Annotated in this window: 15 protein-coding genes; 10 read left to right on the top strand and 5 right to left on the bottom strand. The window is 71.9% G+C overall.

Translation table 11 applies throughout. The annotated features are described in order from the left end of the window. The first annotated feature begins 90 nt into the window (after window positions 1-90). The 4 genes from ACIBAG_RS13095 (at window position 91) to ACIBAG_RS13110 (ending at window position 4,775) form a co-directional block, all read left to right on the top strand. Window positions 91-285 (top strand): hypothetical protein, encoded by a 195-nt coding sequence (locus ACIBAG_RS13095; protein WP_399104219.1) that lies wholly within the window; start codon window positions 91-93, stop codon window positions 283-285. Further along, window positions 282-722, top strand: a complete 441-nt coding sequence (locus tag ACIBAG_RS13100; RefSeq protein ID WP_399104221.1) for a hypothetical protein — start codon at window positions 282-284, stop codon at window positions 720-722. The genes ACIBAG_RS13095 and ACIBAG_RS13100 overlap by 4 nt, the downstream gene beginning before the upstream one ends. 155 nt (window positions 723-877) lie before the next feature. Further along, a complete protein-coding gene (locus tag ACIBAG_RS13105; RefSeq protein ID WP_399104223.1) occupies window positions 878-4,360 on the top strand; it encodes an NACHT domain-containing protein in 3,483 nt (1,160 codons plus the stop codon). Window positions 4,361-4,388: 28 nt separating this feature from the next. Continuing rightward, window positions 4,389-4,775, top strand: a complete 387-nt coding sequence (locus tag ACIBAG_RS13110) for a hypothetical protein (protein ID WP_399104225.1) — start codon at window positions 4,389-4,391, stop codon at window positions 4,773-4,775. A 34-nt stretch (window positions 4,776-4,809) separates the two neighbouring features. Here ACIBAG_RS13110 and ACIBAG_RS13115 read toward each other — a convergent pair whose 3' ends face one another. The 4 genes from ACIBAG_RS13115 to ACIBAG_RS13130 all read right to left on the bottom strand — a co-directional run bounded on the left by ACIBAG_RS13115 (window position 4,810) and on the right by ACIBAG_RS13130 (window position 10,339). Then, a complete protein-coding gene (locus tag ACIBAG_RS13115; protein WP_399104227.1) occupies window positions 4,810-5,460 on the bottom strand; it encodes a hypothetical protein in 651 nt (216 codons plus the stop codon). A 27-nt stretch (window positions 5,461-5,487) separates the two neighbouring features. After that, the gene (locus tag ACIBAG_RS13120) at window positions 5,488-8,139 is read right to left on the bottom strand and encodes a glycosyltransferase (RefSeq protein ID WP_399104229.1); all 2,652 of its coding nucleotides are present in this window, start codon (window positions 8,137-8,139) and stop codon (window positions 5,488-5,490) included. Continuing rightward, window positions 8,136-8,837 (bottom strand): GntR family transcriptional regulator, encoded by a 702-nt coding sequence (locus ACIBAG_RS13125; RefSeq protein ID WP_399104231.1) that lies wholly within the window; start codon window positions 8,835-8,837, stop codon window positions 8,136-8,138. The genes ACIBAG_RS13120 and ACIBAG_RS13125 overlap by 4 nt, the downstream gene beginning before the upstream one ends. 146 nt (window positions 8,838-8,983) lie before the next feature. Beyond that, complete coding sequence (locus ACIBAG_RS13130; protein WP_399104233.1) at window positions 8,984-10,339, bottom strand: aspartate aminotransferase family protein; 1,356 nt, start codon at window positions 10,337-10,339, stop codon at window positions 8,984-8,986. A 176-nt stretch (window positions 10,340-10,515) separates the two neighbouring features. On the opposite strand from ACIBAG_RS13130, the gene ACIBAG_RS13135 reads away from it, so the two are divergent. The 6 genes from ACIBAG_RS13135 (at window position 10,516) to ACIBAG_RS13160 (ending at window position 17,401) form a co-directional block, all read left to right on the top strand. Next, window positions 10,516-11,118, top strand: a complete 603-nt coding sequence (locus tag ACIBAG_RS13135; RefSeq protein ID WP_399104235.1) for a type 1 glutamine amidotransferase family protein — start codon at window positions 10,516-10,518, stop codon at window positions 11,116-11,118. Next, on the top strand, window positions 11,115-11,573 hold the full coding sequence (locus ACIBAG_RS13140) for a MarR family winged helix-turn-helix transcriptional regulator (protein WP_399104237.1): 459 nt from the start codon (window positions 11,115-11,117) through the stop codon (window positions 11,571-11,573). The genes ACIBAG_RS13135 and ACIBAG_RS13140 overlap by 4 nt, the downstream gene beginning before the upstream one ends. A gap of 79 nt (window positions 11,574-11,652) precedes the next feature. Next, window positions 11,653-13,566, top strand: a complete 1,914-nt coding sequence (locus ACIBAG_RS13145) for a serine/threonine-protein kinase (RefSeq protein ID WP_399104239.1) — start codon at window positions 11,653-11,655, stop codon at window positions 13,564-13,566. Between the two features lie 56 nt (window positions 13,567-13,622). Then, window positions 13,623-15,173: a PstS family phosphate ABC transporter substrate-binding protein gene (locus ACIBAG_RS13150; protein ID WP_399104241.1), complete on the top strand. Its 1,551-nt coding sequence runs from the start codon at window positions 13,623-13,625 to the stop codon at window positions 15,171-15,173. Between the two features lie 137 nt (window positions 15,174-15,310). Continuing rightward, window positions 15,311-16,681, top strand: coding sequence for a M28 family metallopeptidase (locus ACIBAG_RS13155; protein WP_399104243.1), 1,371 nt, complete (start codon window positions 15,311-15,313; stop codon window positions 16,679-16,681). Between the two features lie 291 nt (window positions 16,682-16,972). Continuing rightward, window positions 16,973-17,401, top strand: a complete 429-nt coding sequence (locus ACIBAG_RS13160) for a VOC family protein (protein WP_399104523.1) — start codon at window positions 16,973-16,975, stop codon at window positions 17,399-17,401. 75 nt (window positions 17,402-17,476) lie between these two features. Here ACIBAG_RS13160 and ACIBAG_RS13165 read toward each other — a convergent pair whose 3' ends face one another. Further along, complete coding sequence (locus tag ACIBAG_RS13165) at window positions 17,477-18,229, bottom strand: SLATT domain-containing protein (protein WP_399104245.1); 753 nt, start codon at window positions 18,227-18,229, stop codon at window positions 17,477-17,479. Window positions 18,230-18,452: the final 223 nt, after the last annotated feature.

The raw sequence follows: 18,452 nt of genomic DNA on the forward strand, positions 1-18,452 counted from the left end.
GTAGGGGCCAGGAAGACTCCCGGTCGCACGTCCGTGGGCCGGGTCAACTCAATCGAAAGGGATGCGACGACCCTGACGCTGACATTACGGATGAGCATGCGGGACTTCGTGGCGGAGCTGGCCGGGGCCACGCCCACCAAGGAGGAGCTGCGGAAGCGGTACGAGGAGACCAAGGCGTACGTCGAGGAGCACTTTCTGGGCAGGCCGTACACCGAGGAGGACGAGAAGGCCGGCGAGAAGCTGTGGGCCGACCTTGAAGCCGGGCGGATCGGGCAAGTCCGGTGACGAACGAGGAGCGGTACCCGCTGCCCCGCGCCGTCATCTTCGACGACACGGCCGCGCTCGCCCTCGGGGCGGGAAACAGCATGGCCTCGCGGCTCGTGGTCGAGGCCGAGAAGGATCCCGCCCTGCGCGTCTGCATCCCGGCGCTCAGCCTCTCTGCCGCCGAGCGCGAGCGGGCCGGAGTCGCCGAGCACCTGGGCGCGCTGCCGTCCGTCAACGTCGAGGGGCTCGACTTCGCGGCCGCCGCCGTGGGCAAACGCCTGCGGACGGCCGGTGTCGACGACGAGGGCAAGGACGAGCCGGACTGGAGCGGCGCACCTGTGCAGAACCTCGCGCTGCCCACCGTTGAGTGGCCGCGTGGACGCCCTGTCCTGACCACGACGCCGACCCGCTATCGAGGTACGGGCATCCGCACCATCCGCATCGTCGAGCAGAACTGACCCGCCCCCTCTCCAGGGCGGCAGCCCGACGCCCCGGTCCGCTCGCGCCGGCCGGGGCCGTCGTGTTGGTGGGGAACGGCTGAGCGGGTAAAGGGAGTTGAGCAGAGGGGTGTGACGGAGGGGACGGGGACGGGAGCGTGCGGAGCGACGGGGGCGTGGACAGCGATGACGGCGGCGGCACGTCGGTGCGGAACCGGATCGGCTCGGGGACGTTCCACGGGCCGGTCGTCATGGCCGGCCGGGTCGACCGCCTGATCCTCCAGGTCGGGGCGCCGATCCGGGGCGTCGGCTGCGGCGCGCTCGCCCTGCTCGGGCTGGTCTGCCTGCTGAACGCGCCCGAGCTGCCGTACCTGCGTCGGCTCGGTGCCGGGTCCACGGTCGCGGGCCTGACGCTGGTGGGGCTGGCCGGCGTGCTGTACGTCGTACTGAGTGCCCGGGAGGCCGCCGTACGGCGCCGCGAGGCCGTCTGGCTGTCGGAGGAGAACCTCGCCCGGGCCGCCGACTCGCTCGCCCGGGACCTTTCCCTGCGGTACGCCCAGGACGAGCGGCTCACGCAGGTCAACGACCCGTATCCGCTCGACGTGGACTGGACGACGGTCCATGGCAGCGGGCCTGATGCCGAAAACGACGCCGGCTCCGGCTCCGGCGCCCGGCTCTCCATCGCCGCCTATTTCGCCCGCCTGCCCACCCGCCGCCTCGTCGTCCTCGGCGGTGCGGGCGCAGGGAAGTCCATCCTGGCCCTGCGGCTCGCCGAGGAACTGGTGCGTACCCGCACGCCCGATTCGGCGGAGCCGGTCGCGGTCGTCGTTCCGTTGGCATCCTGGAGTCCGAGCGAGGGGCTGATCGGATGGGTGGCGGCGCAGATCGCGGCGGCCCACCCGCGCGCGTGCACGCCGGTACGCGGGGCGCCTGCCGCCGACGTGGCCCGGGGGCTGATCGAGACGCGGCGGGTACTGCCGGTGCTCGACGGCTTCGACGAACTCCCGGACGAACTGCGGGCCGACGCCCTGGAGCAGCTCCGGGCGAGTACGTCGGGCCGCCGCCCGTTCGTGCTGACCAGCCGGGAGCCGGAGTACCGGCGGCACGTCAGGGACGGCAGCGTTTTCGAGCGCACCGAGATCGAACTGCGGCCGCTGAGCACCCTCGCCCTGGACCGCTATCTGAACCCTGAGGGCGCCGCCGACTCCAAGTGGGCCCCCGTCCTGCGGCGGCTCACGAGTGACTCCGACGACGCGCGGGAGGTGCGTCGGCTGCGCAAGGTGCTGGGCGCGCCGCTGATGGCGGGACTGGCCCGGGAGGCGTACGGCGAACCCGGCACCGACCCCGGGGAACTGCTCGTACCCGGCGCGTTCCGTACCCGGCGGGACGTCGAGCGGCATCTCCTGGACGCCTTCCTGAGCGTCGCCTACAGCGCCTCGCACGACGTACGGGACCGGCCCGGCCACTGGGACCCGGAGCGCGCGAGGGCCTGGCTCGCGTTCCTCGCGGCGCGGATGAAGGCGGGCGGTGAGCACGAGTTCGCCTGGTGGCGGCTGGCGGAGGACGTACCGCGGCTGCTGCGGACGGCGACACTGCTGCCGGCGTTCGCGCTGTGCTGCCTCGCCGTGTCCTTCGGGGAGTACGGGACGCCCTGGTGGGACCGGTGGGTGGGGCTGTCGTTCGTCGGCGGGTATGCGGTGCTGGCGCTGGTGCTGCTCGGTTGCGTGCACGTCCTTCGGAGGCGGCCGCACAACGGGCCGCGGCAACTGCGTCGGCCGACGCGGCAGGAGGTGTGGGCGGGGGTGCGGCGACGCACGAACCAGATTTCCGCCGCAGTCTCGGTGGGCGCGCTCGCGTTCTTCTGGTGGATCGCCCTGATCTCCGAGGAGACCGGAATGGTCCAGTTCTTGGGACTGCTGACCGTCGTGGCCCTCTGGCGGCAGTGCCGGAGGCTGCTGAAGCCGCTGTGGAATCCAGCCGACCCGTCCGTCTCCCAGTCCCCGCGTGCCCTGCTGCGGGCCGACCGGCACGCTGCGATCCGCTTCGGCTGGCTGGCTTACGCCAGGGACGGCAAGGATCCTCTGCCCGTCGGGATGCTCGGTTTCTCGGCGGCCCTCCTGCTCCTCTTCTGGATGGTGAACGGCGGGCGGCACACCGTCTCGGTCGATGACTGGGTCTGGACTGTGGGATCCGCGTATCTCGGCTGCGTCCTCGCCTCGTTGGTGGAGTCCGCGTGGTTCGGATTCGCCCTGGCCCGCGGCTACGTGGCCCTCAGAGGCGACCTGCCCCGGCGGCTGATGGCCTTCCTCGACGACGCCCACCGGCGGGGCGTCCTGCGTCAGAGCGGCGGTGTGTACCGGTTCCGCCACGTCGAGCTGCGGGACCGGCTCGCCGCGTACGCCACCGGCACACAGCCGCCGACGGTCACCCCGGGAGCCCTGCCGGTGCACCGGACGGCCGCCGTGCTCGTCGTCCTGATGCTGCTTGCCGTCGGCGGTGCCGTGGCCCGCGGGCCCTTCGGGATGGCCGCCATCCCAGGGCCGAGGACCCAACTGCCCGCCGCCTGCGACCTGCTGGCCGCGGACCTGCCATGGATCACCGTGGACGGCAGGAAGTTCGCGGGCGGCCGACAGCACTGCCAGGCCGGCGAACAGTCGCCGTTCGCGCCGGACGTGCAGGTGGCCGTGTCGGCCGTGCTGTACACGAGCAAGGGGAACAGCAGCGGGCCGTACCGTGCGCTCGAAGGCGCCAACCTCGAGATCGGACAGATCGAACAGACCCTGGCCGCGGGGTCGGAGCCTGCCACGGACGCCGGATTGGGAGACCAGTCCGTCCGCATGGTGGGGCGCGCCGCCTGGCTGCGCCGTAGCGACCTGGCCACGGCCTCGTACCAAGCCTCCTTCGTGGTCCGCGTGGACAACATCCTTCTTGCCGTCACCTACATCGAGGAGTTCGCGACCGAGGACCGGGTCGCGGAGGTGGCGCGGATCCTCACCCGCAACGCCCTGCTGCGGGCCGGACTCGCCGACGCCGTGCCGTCATCGGAGAACGACGGCCGCTCCCTGGCGGACGTACCGCGCACCCGGGTCCCCGAGACCGACAACCGCATCGCCTCCTACGAGCGCGGCCTGGCGCGGCCGCTGCACGGCGCGGTCTGGCAGGACGGGGAACGCTCCTACCTCTGGTACCTGCCGGACACCTACTTCGTCTTTCGCGCCCCGAAGCACCTCAACTGCCCGCCTCCTTTTGTGGCCACGGGGGATACCAAGGACTACATATGCCGGAGCGACCCCGACTTCGAGAAGCTGGGGTGGGTGCCGAAGACGAGCGTGGAGATCAGGTCCCAGTACTGCGGCCCCTCGTGCGACAGCTACGAGACCGGCGCCTTCCTGAGCCTCCTCCCCGACCACGACCGGACCGAATGGCGGCGGGACGAGAAGGAGCGCACGTACTACGCCATCGGCTCCGCCGCCGACGGGACCCGATACCGGATGTCGATGAAACGGAGATGGGGATTCAGGGAGTTGGACAAGGGCAAGGACCATGCGTTCCTGTTGTGGGTGCGAGTCGAGGTGCCCGACGACGACGCGGCACTGGCACAGAAGATCGTGAACGACATCCATGCCCAGATCACCCGCTTCGAGACCACACCGCAGTGATGCGAGAGAGTGATGGGAGAGCCCCTTCGTGGACCAGATCGCACCCGAACTGCTCATGGCCCTCGCCGCAGGCACCGCGGGTGCCGCCGGTCAGCAGATCTGGACCTCGCTGCGGGACCTGGTCAGACGCCGTCCGTCCGGACAGGGTCCGAGCGGCGCGGACGAGCTGACCGCCCTCGCCGCGGCGGCGGACGACGCGGCACGGGCCAGGGAGCTCGCCGGGGTGCTGGCGGAACGGGCCCGGCAGGACCCGGCCTTCGCCCAGGCCCTCGAAACCTGGCGCGGGAGGGCCGAGGCGTGGGACGCCGAGCGCACCGGCGCGGGCGACGTGCACAACGAGATCTCCGGCGGGACGTTCCAGGGTCCGGTCGTCCAGGCCCGGGACATCAACGGGCCCCTCACCTTCGGCGGATAGCCGTCCCCCCGTCGGAGCCTGGAACGGGCCCGCATCAGCTGAACACGATCATCGACCCCTGCGCCAGACTCCGCGTCGCCGCCGCGTGCAGCCCCAGCCACACATGCCGTTCGCGGGCGAAGGGGCTCGGGTCGTAGGGGGCGGGGACCGCCGGTTCCTCCAGGGCCGTGGGTGCGAGCGGGGGCTGGGGAGCCGCCGGAGGGTTGGCCGGGTCGATGCCGATCACCGGGGCCACGTACTCCAGCTCGCGCAGGAGGGACTGGGAGGAACCCAAGGGGCCGCCGCCCGCGAGGAGTTCCTCGCTGGAGAGCGGGGCCGGGAAGTCGACGGGGACGTAGGCGCCCGCGTGGTCGTAGTGCCAGACCAGGTGCGACTGCTTGGCCGTCGACTCGAACATCTCCAGGAGCTGCTCGTAGTCGCCGCCCAGCTCGTCGACCGGGGTCACCGGGAGCTGGCAGACCTGGAGCAGGTACGCGCGGCGCAGGAAGTGCAGCGCGTCGTAGTCGAAGCCGGCGACCGGGGCGACGTCGCCGGACAGGCCCGGCATGTACTGGTACACCGGCACCGGCGGCAGTCCGGCCTCGGCGAGCACGCTGTTGTATTGCGCGAGTTCCTCGGCGAACGGGTTGTCGGGGGTGTGGCACAACACATCGACGAGCGGCACCAGCCACAGGTCACAGGCCAAAAGAGGGCTCCTCACATAGCACAGTGGTCAGGGAAGGGTAATTGGTGCGGGACGGAGGCGGACCCCCTGTGCGCGCTCATCGTCTTCGTACGAGGTCGGTCGCGGCTCGTGCAGGTCCCATACCCACACTCCGCCGACCCACTTACCCGGCCCGCCCACCAGCTTCTCCACGGTCTCACGCAGGGCCTTGTCGTTCGGCTGCGGAGCCAGCACCAGCACCCCCGCCCTCCAGTACGCCAGATCCGCCCGGGCCTGCGCCCGCCAGGACTCGACGACCGGCGGAACCTCGCCCGAGTTGCGCACATCACGCAGCAGGTTGGAGGTGAAACGGGGCTCGGCGCCGTAGATGCCGATCCGCTCGTCGCCGTAGGGGCCGTTGAAGTAGCCGCCCGCCAGCTTGAAGCCGAGGCCGGCCTCGGTCTGCCAGTGCAGTGCCTCCGCGTCGGACGGGTCGGGCAACGGCACCGGCACGAGCGACTCGCCCTCACGGACGTACGACTTCCAGGTCCCGTCGGCGATGAACGCGGGCACGTCGACGCGGTCGACCGCTCTCAGCGGGGCCGGGATGAGAGGGAGCAGGGCGAGGCCGACGCCGAGCAGGCCGACGTAGCGGGTGGGCAGGGGGCGGGTCGTCAGCAGCCGGTCCACGGCGAGCGCCAGCAGCATGCCGAGCGCGGGGGCGCAGATCATCGCGACCCGGCTCTCGATGACCGCTTCGAAGAGAGGCAGGTCGGCGAGGAGTCTCCAGGGCCCGGGGAGGGTCGTGTCGGTGAGCGGGATGCGGAACTCCCGGCCCAGGGACAGGAATGCCGCGGCCACCGCCGTGAACGCCAGCGCCTTCACCAGGGCCTCGCGCCACAGCCGTACCAGGATCGCGAAGGCGAGGAGGACCAGGGGCCAGCCGTAGAAGGCGTTCTGTTCGGTGGTGTTGAAGGACAGGGCGTTCGCCGTGTCCGCGTCGCCCGCGAGCCAGGAGCGTTCGGCGAAGGCGAGCAGGGCGAGGGGGCTGTTGAAGGAGCGGGGGTTGTGCTCGATGTCGGTATAGCTCTGCGGGCCGGAGAACTGCCAGACCAGTGGGTGGACGACGAGGGGGAGGCAGACGGAGGCGCCGAGGAGGAGGCCTCTGAGGAGCGGGCGCCAGGACGCGCGTGCGGTGTCCGGGCGTACGGCGGCACAGGCGGCGGCGAAGAGCAGCATCCCCAGCGCCGCCAGCAGCAACGGCTCCTCGCCGAGGAAGACCTGGTACGCCGCCATCAGGCCCAGCACCACCCCGTCCCGGACGACCCGGGTGCCCGCGCACAGGCGCAGGGCGCGGTCGATGATCAGCGGGATCATGAAGAGGACCACGAAGTTCGGGTGGGCGTGGGCGTGGCTGACCATGGGTGGGGCGAAGGCGGCCAGGGACGCGCCCAGGAAGGCCGCGATCCGGCCGCGCACGACGTACTTGACGATCAGCCGGTACCAGGCGGCCGCGGTGGCGGCGAGGCCCAGCGTCATGACCAGGCTGAGGGTGACCGCGGGGCCGGCGGCCAGGGTGAGGGGCGTGAGGGGGACGGACAGGCCCAGCATGACCGTGTTGGCCATGAGATTGACGCCGTCGGGGAAGCCCTGGAGGTCGGTGAAGAGCGGGTTGCGGAAGTGGGCGACGTTGTCGGCGGTGACCGCGAAGAACCACTCCCACTGGTTCTGGTCGCGGAGGGAGTCGGGGAGGTAGCGGTGGGCCGGGTCGAAGAAGCGGGCGGAGTACAGGGCCACCGACATCAGGAGGAAGAGGAAGGCGGCGAAGACGTCGGCGGGGCGCAGGGAGCGGGCGCTGATGCGGGTGATCTCGATGAGGGTGCGGGCGTAGTCCAGCGGGCCGATCTTCGAGCCGGGTCGGTGGGACCAGCGGACGGGGACCTCGGCGATGGGGAGTCCGGCGCGGTGCAGGTGCCGCAGCACCTCCACGTCGATGGCCCAGCCGTTGACGCGGGAGGCGGCGTAGGCCTCGCGGGCGCGGTCGCCGTCGTAGAGCTTGAAACCGCACTGGGTGTCGCGGATGCCGGGGACGGCGGTACGGCGTATGAGCAGGTTCCCCGCGCGGCCCAGGAGTTCGCGCAGCCGGTGCTGGCGGTCGCCGATCGTGGCGCCGGGGACCGAACGGGAGCCGATCGCTACGCAGTTGCCCTCTGTGAGCGCCTTGTCGAGCCGTTCCAGCTCCTCGATCGGCGTCGCGAGATCGGCATCCGTCACGAGCACACGGCGGCCGCGGGTGGCTGCCACACCGAGGCGGAGGGCGTGGCCCTTGCCGCGGTTGCGGGGGGTGGTGACGAGGCGGATACGCGGGTTGTGGCGCCGGCGCTCGGTGACGAGGGCGCGGGTGGCGTCGGTGGAGCCGTCGTCGGCCACGACGATCTCCCAGTCGGGCCAGCGGGTGCTGTCGGTGGTGAGGTGGTCGGTGAGGGCATCGAGGGTGTGGGCGAGGCGGTGTTCCTCGTTGTAGGCGGGGATGACGATGGAGAGGTCGGGGATGTCCTGGAGGCCCGGGACCTCGGGGACATCCTGGAGGTCGGGGACCTTCTGGAGGTCGGGGTCGGGCGGCCCTGGCTGGCCGGGGACGCCGGGGAGGGCGGGAAGTTCTGGGAGGCCGGATAAGCCGGTGAGGTCGGGGGTGTCCGGCAGTTCCCGCTCGTGGGTCATCCCGAGGCCAGCCGCTCGATCAGGGCGAGCGAGTCCGCGTCGTGGGCGGCGATGATCGAGCGGGCCGTGGGCAGGTCGCGGCGCATCAGGGCGTCGACCAGGTCGGTGTGCCGGGACCACAGGTGGCCGCGCAGATCGTCGACGCGGCGCAGGTGCTGGACCGCGCAGACCCAGGACTGCACGCGCAGCCGGTGCAGGAAGTCGGCGAGATAGGGGTTGCCGAACAGGGCGCCGAGTTCCCGCCAGAAGCGCAGGTCGTAGCCGATCAGCACGGTGAGGTCGCCGGCGGTGGCGGCGCGCTGGGCCTCCTCGGCGCGGCGGCGTACGCCGACGACGGCGGCGTGGACGCGGGGGTCGTCGGGGTCCCGGTGGCCCGAGCGGTCGGTGGCGAGGACCTGGAACATGCCGCTGGTGACCAGGCCGCGCGCCTCGATGATGCCGCGGTAGTCCGCCACGGAGTACTCGTGGACGCGGAAGCCGCGGTGCTGGTCGGCCTCCAGCAGGCCCTGTGCGGACAGATCGACGAGGGCCTCGCGCACGGGGGTCGCGGAGACGCCGTACTGCTCGGCGATCTCCTTGACGGTGAACTCTCTGCCCGCCTGCAGCCGTCCGGCCAGCACCTCGTCCCGCAGGGCGTCCGCGAGCTGCTGCCGCAGGGTGCTCCGGGTCACGAGGCCGTTGCCGCCGGTGCCGGACATGGTCAGAGCGTCTCCCGTCGTCGCGATGAGGTGGCGTGCGCGTCGTATATGTCTACGAGCACGCCACCTTACGCGTTCGGGGTCGGCGGGACGTTTCCGCGATCGCCGGGATCTTTGGGGGATCTTTCTCGCCCCCGGGCCGGTTCCTACTCCGTGTACTCGTCCGCCACAGTCAGCGCGGCGTCCAGCACCGCCAGCCCCTCCTTCAGCTCCGCCTCGCTCACGTTGCACGGCGGCACGACATGGGTGCGGTTCATGTTCACGAACGGCCAGATGCCCCCGGCCTTCGCGGCGGCGCCGAACGCCGCCATCGCCGCGTTCGCCTCGCCGGCCGCGTTGTACGGCACGAGCGGCTCACGCGTCTGCCGGTTCTTCACCAGCTCCAGCGCCCAGAACATCCCGACACCGCGCACCTCGCCGACGCACGGATGCCGCTCCGCCAGCTCCCGCAGCCCCGGCCCGACCACCTCCGCGCCCAGCCGGGCGGCGTTCTCGACGACGCCCTCCTCGGCCATGACCTCGATCGTCGCGACGGCGGCCGCGCAGGCCAGTGGGTGCCCGGAGTAGGTCAGACCGCCCGGGTACGGGCGCTTGGCGAACGTCTCCGCGATGGCCCCGGAGATCGCGACACCGCCCAGCGGCACATATCCGGAGTTCACGCCCTTGGCGAAGGTCATCAGGTCGGGCGTGACGTCGAAGAGGTCCGCCGCGAACCACTCGCCGGTCCGCCCGAACCCCGCCATGACCTCGTCGAGGACGAAGACGATCCCGTACTTGTCGCAGATCTCCCGCACCCCGGCCAGGTAACCGGCCGGCGGCACCATGATCCCGGCGGTCCCGGGCACCGTCTCCAGGATGATCGCGGCGACGGTCGACGGCCCCTCGAAGGCGATCGTCGTCTCCAGGTGCTCCAGCGCCCGCGCGCACTCCTGCTCCTCGGTCTCCGCGTAGAACCGGGACCGGTAGAGGAAGGGCGCCCAGAAGTGCACGACACCGGCCGCCGCGCTGTCGGAGGCCCAGCGGCGCGGGTCGCCGGTGATGTTCACGGCCTGCTGGGTGCCGCCGTGGTACGAGCGGTACGCCGACAGCACCTTCGGCCGCCCCGTGTGCAGCCGCGCCATCCGCACCGCGTGCTCCACCGCGTCCGCGCCGCCGTTGGTGAAGAAGATCCTGTCCAGGTCACCCGGCGTCCGCTCGGCGATCAGCCGTGCCGCCTCCGACCGCGCCTCGACGGCGAACGCGGGCGCGAAGGTCGTCATCCGCGCGGCCTGCTCCTGGATCGCGGCGACGACCCTCGGGTGCTGGTAGCCGATGTTGGTGAAGACGAGCCCACTGGTGAAGTCCAGGTAGCGCCTGCCGTCGTAGTCCCAGAAGTACGACCCCTCCGCACCTGCGACGGCGAGCGGGTCGATGAGCTCCTGCGCGGACCAGGAGTGGAACACATGCGCACGGTCCGCGGCCTTCACGGCGGCGCCGACCTCGGGATTTGGCTGAGGGGTCATGCGGGGGAGCGTAGGCAGCGGGGACGCGGGCGCGATATCGGCGTCATGTCTGTGGTCGTGCGGTTTCCGCGACAGGTTGTCGACGGTGGGGCGCGTGCAAGGGGGGCACAGTTCCATTGACAGCATGCTGTCTAACTGACAGGATATTGTCATCTTCGAGGTCTCCAGGAGGAGCCATGAGCAAGCCCGTGTACCTCGCCGTCTACAACACCCTCGCCGACTGGGAGCCCGGCCACGCCACGGCCCAGCTCGCTCGCGCCGGCTACGAGATCCGCACCGTCGGGCCGACCCGCGAGCCCGTCACCACCGTCGGCGGACTGCGCATCCAGCCCGACCTGGCCCTGGACGACGTACGGCCGTCCGACGCGTCCCTGCTGATCCTCACCGGCGCCGACCTCTGGGACGCAGGTGACGAACTCGCCCCCTTCGCCCGCACGGCCCGCGCCTTCCTGGACGCCGGCACGCCGGTGGCCGCGATCTGCGGGGCCACGGCCGGGCTGGCGCGCGAAGGCCTGCTCGACGACCGGGACCACACCAGCGCGGTCTCCTTCTATCTGGCCGCGACCGGGTACGGCGGCGGCGAGCGGTACGTCGAGGCCGACGCCGTCACCGACCGAGGGCTCGTCACCGCCGGCCCCACCGAACCCGTCGCCTTCGCGCGGGAGATCCTGCGGCTGCTGAAGGTGTACGACGACGAGGCCGTCGACGCCTGGTACCGCCTGTTCCACGACTCCGACGCCGAGGCGTACGCCGTACTCGAGAAGGCCGGCGTTCTGTGAGCCGGGAACGCCAGGACCTGCTCAGTCGCGGCGCGCTCGGGGTCTTCCGGCTCAACGGCCAGTTCCTCGCGGTCGCCGAGGAACTGGCCCGGCCGGCCGGGCTGACGGCGGCCTGGTGGCAGGTCCTGGGCGCGGTGCTCGGCGAGCCCCTGCCCGTCGCGGGCGTCGCCCGCGCCATGGGCATCACCCGGCAGAGCGTGCAGCGCATCGCCGACCTGCTGGTGGAGAAGGGACTGGCGGAGTACCGGCCCAACCCCGCCCACCGCCGCGCCAAGCTCCTCGCCCCGACCGAGGAGGGGCGCGCGGCGATCTCCCGGATCGACCCGGGCCACGCGGCCTTCGCGGACCGGCTGGCGGAGGCTTTCGGGGAGGCGGAACTCGCCGACGCCGTAAGGGTTCTGGAACGGTTGTCGAGGGTGCTCGACGACCTCGGCGTTCCTGTTACGGAACCGTAGACGCCGACCCGCTCACCTCCCGATATGCAGCACTATCGTGGGGCCGACGCATTGGCGGGGGCTGGTTGGGGGGCGTGCGATGGACAAGCCGGGGGCGGGAGATCCGCTGGGGGTCCCACCGGGGGCTCAGCACTGGGGGAGCATCGGGGCGTACCGGTTGCTGGCGCGGCTGGGCGCGGGCGGCATGGGGGATGTCTATCTCGCCCGGTCGGACCGCGGCCGTACCGTCGCCGTGAAACTCGTACGGCGTGAGCTGGCCGCCCAGGAGGAGTTCCGGGCCCGCTTCCGGCAGGAGGTGGAGGCCGCGCGGCGGGTCGGCGGGTTCTGGACCGCGCCGGTGCTCGACGCGGACACCGAGGCCGAGGTGCCCTGGGTCGCGACCGGGTATGTCGCCGGGCCCAGCCTCCAGCAGGTCGTCGGGCACGACCACGGGGCGTTGCCCGAGCGTTCGGTACGGATTCTGGCGGCGGGGCTGGCGCATGCGCTCAAGGACATCCACGCCGCCGGGATCGTGCACCGGGACCTGAAACCGTCCAACGTCCTGGTCACCATCGACGGGCCCCGCGTCATCGACTTCGGGATCGCCCGGGCGCTGGAGACGGTCGACGAGAGCGGGCTCACCCGCACGGGCGCGCTCGTCGGGTCGCCGGGGTTCATGGCGCCCGAGCAGGTGCGCGGCGACCGGATCACGCCCGCCTGCGATGTGTTCTGCCTGGGCTCGGTGCTCGCGTACGCCGCGACCGGCAGGCTCCCCTTCGGCTCCGTCGACAGCGGCGCCCACGCCGTGATGTTCCGGATCGCCCAGGAGGAACCCGATCTGGAGGGGGTGCCCGAGGGGATCGCCGAGCTGGTCCGGGAGTGTCTGCGCAAGGAGCCCGGCGCCCGGCCGACGCTGGACCGGATCCTGGAGCGTACCGGGGCCGAGGACACCGTCTCGGACGGGCGGTCCCGCGATCCCTGGCTGCCGAGTGCGCTGGTGGCGCAGTTGGGGCGGCATGCGGTGCGGCTGCTGGACGCGGAGGACCCGGCCCTGGAGCCGACCCCCGCCGCCTCCCCCGAGCACGCTCCCGCGGCCGGCGCGACACCGCCGGACCAGCTCCCCACCATCGCCGCCACGCGGAACGGGAACGGGCAGACCACCCCGCAGCAGCACCCACAGCAGCCGGCGTACGGCTACCCACCGTCCGGCCCGACCGCGCCGCCCCCCTCCGGCCCCACCCCGCCGCCCGCCGCGCCCTCGCCGTACGTTCCCCTCTTCGGCCCGAACCCGCCGTCCGGCCCGAACCCGCAGCCCGCTCCGCCTCCGTCGTTCGGCCCGAGTCCGTCATACGGCCCCACCACTCCGCCGTACGGCCCCACCGCTGCGCCCTACGACCCACCCCTGCCCTACCTCCCCACCGCCCCGCCCGAGCCGTCCCACCGCAGCGGCCGTTCCACGGTGGTGCTCGTCCTCATCGCGCTCGTCGTCGCGCTCGCGGCCGGCGGTTCGGTGTACGCCCTCATGAACGGCGGCGGTGAAGACGGGGCGGACGGTGATCCGACCGCCGCACCGACCGTCACGGCGACCACCACCACGGACCCCACGGCCGATCCGACCCGGTCCGGCCCCGCCCCGTCCCCGACCACCTCGGCCCCGGCGGACGGCGTGATCCCGGCCGACTACCTGGGCACCTGGACGGCCTCGATCGACAACGCGGACGGCGCGAACACCCGCCGCCTGACCATCCGGCAGGGCGAGGTGGGCGACACGGTCCTGTCCCTCGTCGCCGAGGGGCCCGCCGGCACCGGCACTTACCACTGCGAGTTCGAGGCGGCCCTCGCCGAAGCACCCGGCGACGACGGCCCGTTGGCGATCGGCCCGTCCACCGTGACGGCTGGCGAGCCGCCCACCTGCTCGCCGGGCGAGGCCACCGAGATCACGCTGCTGCCGGACGGCAGCCTGGAGCGCGTGAACACGAGCAGCGGGCAGAAGCTGACGTACACCAGGCAGTAATCCCAAATACCCGCGCGTGTAAGGCTGTTGAGATCACGCGAGCCTACTGTGACTCGATGGAGTGGCTGAGCGCGGAGAACATCGTGGCCGTCGGCACCGCGGTGCTCGGCGTCGTCGCGTCCGGTGTCATGGTCTGGTACGAGCGGCGGGTGCCGCGCAAGAAGCGCATCGGCTACCGCGTCCAGATGGACAACCCCATAGGCGACGACGTGCGTTCGGGCCGGGCCAACGTCCGGCTCGGCCTGTTCGACGCGGACATGGACGACGCGACCCTCGTGCTGCTGCGCGTGGAGAACGACGGCTCGCAGAGCATCGACCGCGACGACTACACCGGCCCCGAACCCCATGGCCTCACCGCGGTGTTCACCGACCGCACCATCCGGGGCGTCTCGGTCACGCAGCCGACCGACATCGACCATCTGATGGACCACTTCACCGCGCAACGGGGCTTCGGCTACGAGGACAACCGGCTGCGCATCCCGCGCGTCCCGCTCAACCCCGGCGACCACTTCAAGCTGCTGGTGATGCTGTCCGGCGGTGACGTGGGCTGCGACATCCGGGTGCGCGGCGGCATCCGGGGCGGCGAGGTGCACCCCAACCGCAGCGCGACGCCGGACGACAAGGCGCCGGTGTTCAGCCTTCCGGCCAGGATCTTCACCGCACTGCTCACCCTCTCCGTGCTGGCCCTCGCGGGCATCGTCGTCTTCCGTGACGGCAACCCCATCGAATGCGAGCAGGGCGAGCTGACGGTGATCGGCTCGACCGCCTTCGCGCCGGTGATCGAGACCCTGGAGAAGAGCTACGAGCGCAAGTGCGCGGGCGCCGAGATCGACGTCGAGACGCGCGGCAGCGAGGCCGGCGTCGCCGAACTCGCGGCTCTGGGCGACCGGTCGAGGTCGGGGGCGCGGTCGGTGATCGCCTTCTCCGACGGCCCGCTGGGCGACCGGCTGGGCCTGAAGGGCAAGAAGGTCGCGCTGTCCGTCTTCACCCTCGTCGTCAACGACGGCATCGACCTCGGGCCGCGGGGCCTGACGGTGCGGCAGGTGCGGGACCTCTACAAGGGCCGGTACAAGCGCTGGGGCGAGGCGATCCCCGGCGCGGACAAGGCGCTCGCCGACCTGCCCGTCGTCCTCGTCAGCCGGAGCGACAGCTCGGGGACGCGGCAGGTCTTCCAGGACCGGGTGCTCGGGCAGTGGGAGCAGGCGCAGAGCACGTCACTGGACTGCCGGCCGCCCGGCGGCGCGGCCACCGTGGTGACGCGGTGCGAACTCGCCGGCACGAGCGAGGTCCTGGACACGGTCGCCGGCCGGCCCGGCGCCATCGGGTACAGCGAGCTGGGTGTCGCCGCCCGGCACAAGGGTGTGCGGACGGTGGCGCTCGACGGCGACCGCGCGAACGTGGACGAGATCGAGCGCGGCGACAGCGCCTATCCGTACCGCGACATCGAGTACGCCTACACCTACGGCACGGCGCCCGACGACTCCCTCACGGCCGGGTTCCTCGCCTACCTCGACAAGGAGAGCAGCCGGCGGGTCATCCGCGCGCGGGGACATCTGCCGTGCGGGACGCCGGTGGGTCTGAAGTTGTGTGTGGGCGCTCCCAGTTGAGGCGAGGTCGGCGGTTGGCGTCCGACGGTCGACGCGCCCTTGCCGTTCGTTGCCATGTCCACAACCATTGCGGTGGTCGGCCGGCATCGGCAGCCCCGGGAGGGCACATGAGTCCCAGCCCCACCAGAAGAACGGTCTTGACGGCGACGGCGGGCGCGGCGGCGTTGACGACGGCCGGCCCGGCCGAGGCGGCACCCGCGTCGGCGAACCCCCCTCCGGCGACCGCCCAGCGACCCACCCGCGAACTGCGCGCCCTGCTCCGCGAGATCGACTCCGCCCGCATCGAGGCCACGGTCCGCGAACTGGTCTCCTTCGGCACCCGGCACACCCTCTCCGTCCAGGACGACCCGGCGCGAGGCATCGGTGCGGCCCGTGACTGGCTGGCGGCGGAGCTGAGGTCGTACGCGGCGGCCTCCGGCGGCCGGATGACGGTGGAACTGCAGTCGTACGTCCAGGAACCGGCCCCGCGCATCCCCGCGGCGACCCGCATCACCAACGTGATCGCGACCCTGCGCGGCGCGGTGACGCCCGACCGCGTCTACGTCGTCGCCGGCCACTACGACTCCCGCGTCACGGACGTCATGGACGCCACCTCCGACGCGCCGGGCGCGGACGACGACGCCTCCGGCGTGGCCGTCGTACTGGAGCTGGCCAGGGTGATGGCGACCCGCCGCCCGGCCTCGACGATCGTGTTCGCGGCGGTGGCGGGGGAGGAGCAGGGGCTGTACGGATCGGCGTACATGGCGCAGCGGCTGAAGGCGGCCGGCGCGGATGTGCAGGGCATGTTCACCAACGACATCGTCGGCAGCCCGACCGCGGACGACGGCACCCGCGACCCGTACACGATCCGCCTGTTCGCCGAGGGGGTCCCGTCGTCCGAGACCCCCGAACAGGCGGCGATCCGCCGCTCGGTGGGCGGCGAGAACGACTCGGCGACCCGCCAACTGGCCAGGTTCGTAAGGGATGTGGCCGAGAACGACGCGACGGCCATGCGCGTCCGCGTCATCTACCGCCGGGACCGCTACCGCCGGGGCGGCGACCACATCCCGTTCCTCGAACGCGGCTACCCGGCCGCCCGCTTCACCGAGCCGGCCGAGGACTTCGCCCACCAGCACCAGGACGTACGCGTCGACGAGACCGGCAAGCAGTACGGCGACCTGCCGGAGTTCTGCGACTTCGACTTCACGGCGAGGGTGGCGAAGGTCAACGCGGCGGCCCTGTGGACCCTCGCCCAGGCCCCCGGCACCCCGACCGGCGCCAGGATCGTCACCACCGACCTCACCAACTCCACCCGCCTGGTGTGGACGAGAGGAACGGAACCCGACCTCACCGGCTACGAGATCGTCTGGCGCGAGACCACCTCCCCGGACTGGACCCACGTCGTGCCGGTGGGCGACGTGACGACCCACGAGGTGGACCTGTCCAAGGACAACGTGTTCTTCGGGGTGCGGGCGGTGAACCGGGCGGGCCTGCGCAGCCCGGTGGCCTTTCCGGCTCCGCAGGCGTAGGCGATCCGGTCCGGTGGTCCTTTGGTCCTTCGGTCGCTCGGTCCGGTGGTGGTTCGGCGAGAAAACGGCGTTGCCCCCGGCCCGTGGTGGTCACTAGGGTCGGCCGGGTGACTGCCGGGTCGGCCATGGGCCATGCACGAGTGGGGCTCCCGGCCTCGGCGTGAGCGCGAGGCGGGCGAGAGGCCCGCCCCTTCTCCGTGTCTTCCCGTCCTGATGGAACCCAAGACCCGTCCCGCGATGGAACCCAAGACCCGTCCCGCGATGGAACCCAAGACCGGAGTCACCTCACTGATGTCCCAAGGCCAGCGACCCACGCACGAATCCAGCTCCCCGACGGCCACCGTCCAGCTGAACCACACCGCCGTCCTCGCGAGCGACCGGCAGCTGTCCGCCGAGTTCATAGCCGCGATCCTGGGCCTCGGGGTCGGCGCCCCGTTCGGGCCGTTCCTGCCCGTCGACCTCGGCAACGGCGTGACGCTCGACTACTACGAGAAGACGGACGAGCCGATCCAGTCCCAGCACTACGCCTTCCTCGTGCCCGACGAGCAGTTCGACGGCATGATCGCCCGCCTGGAGGCCGCCGGTGTCACCTACTACGCCGACCCGAGCCACACCGAACCCGGCAGCATCAACCGGCTGTTCGGCGGCCGTGGCGCCTACTTCGACGACCCGGACGGCCACAACATGGAGATCATGACCCGGCCGTACGTCCGGTCCTAGGCGGTACTTCCGACCCTAGGCGGTACTTTCCGACCCTAGGACCGGCCCGCCGGGTCTCCCGGCAGCGGCCGCCCCTCACCGCACCTCGGGCGGCCGCTGCCGGGGCATGTTCGGCCGTGTTCCGTTCGTCGGCGGCACTCCGAACCTCCCCAGTCCCGCCCCCGCGTCCGGCCGGCTCCCCCCGGTCACCGCCGACTGGATCCCCAGGGGCGCGGACCCGGTCCGGAACTCCACCATCCAGTCCGCCGTCTCGGCCCGCACCAGTTCGGTGACGTCCTCGCAGAACCGCCGCAGCACCCCCAGGCACCGCTCGGCCGCCTCACCGGCCGTCCCCTCCGCCGGACCCAGAACCTCCCGGACACACTCCGTCGCCCAGTCGAACTGCAACATCTGCAGCCGCCGCTGCACCGCCTGCGCCGTGGCCACGTCCCTTATCCACCCGGAGGTCACCCCGAAGAACCGGTCGGCCGCCAGACAGGCCACGCCCAGCAGCAGCGAGAGATACCCCCACGGCGCCGTCCCGCCCGCCACCCCCGTCAGATCCAGCAGGGGCAACCCCGCCCCCACGACCGCCCCCACCGCCGCTCCGCCCCGCAGCGCCTGGGCTCCGCGCCGCTTCCACACCCGGTCCGCGAGATACCACGCGGCCGTGTTCAGCGCCCCCCGCTCCACCCACCGGTACAACTCGTCCAGCCGCACCGCCGGCTCCCCCCAGTCACCGTGCGGAAAAGCCCGCCCCGTCAGATCACCCGGCCGCAGTCCGGCCGCCCCTTCGCCGCCCCGCCTGTCCTTCGGCGACCTGTCGGGCTGCATTTCCGGCTGACCCACCCGGCACTCCCTACTGTCACGGTGCGTGACATCACGTACGGCCTGCGACCTGGTTTCCGCCCCCGCAGCGCACGGAACGTCACGCAGCACCTGAGGCTGACGCGCCGGACCCTTCCTACCGCCCAATGGGTGGCGAAGAAATGCGTTTCGCCTCTTTTCCGCCCGGAAGGGGGTCTTGATCAGGTATAGGACTCCAGTTCCTCTCACTCGAAAGAGTGCTGGG

It is taken from the genome of Streptomyces sp. NPDC051243 (assembly GCF_044455405.1).
Taxonomy (GTDB): domain Bacteria; phylum Actinomycetota; class Actinomycetes; order Streptomycetales; family Streptomycetaceae; genus Streptomyces.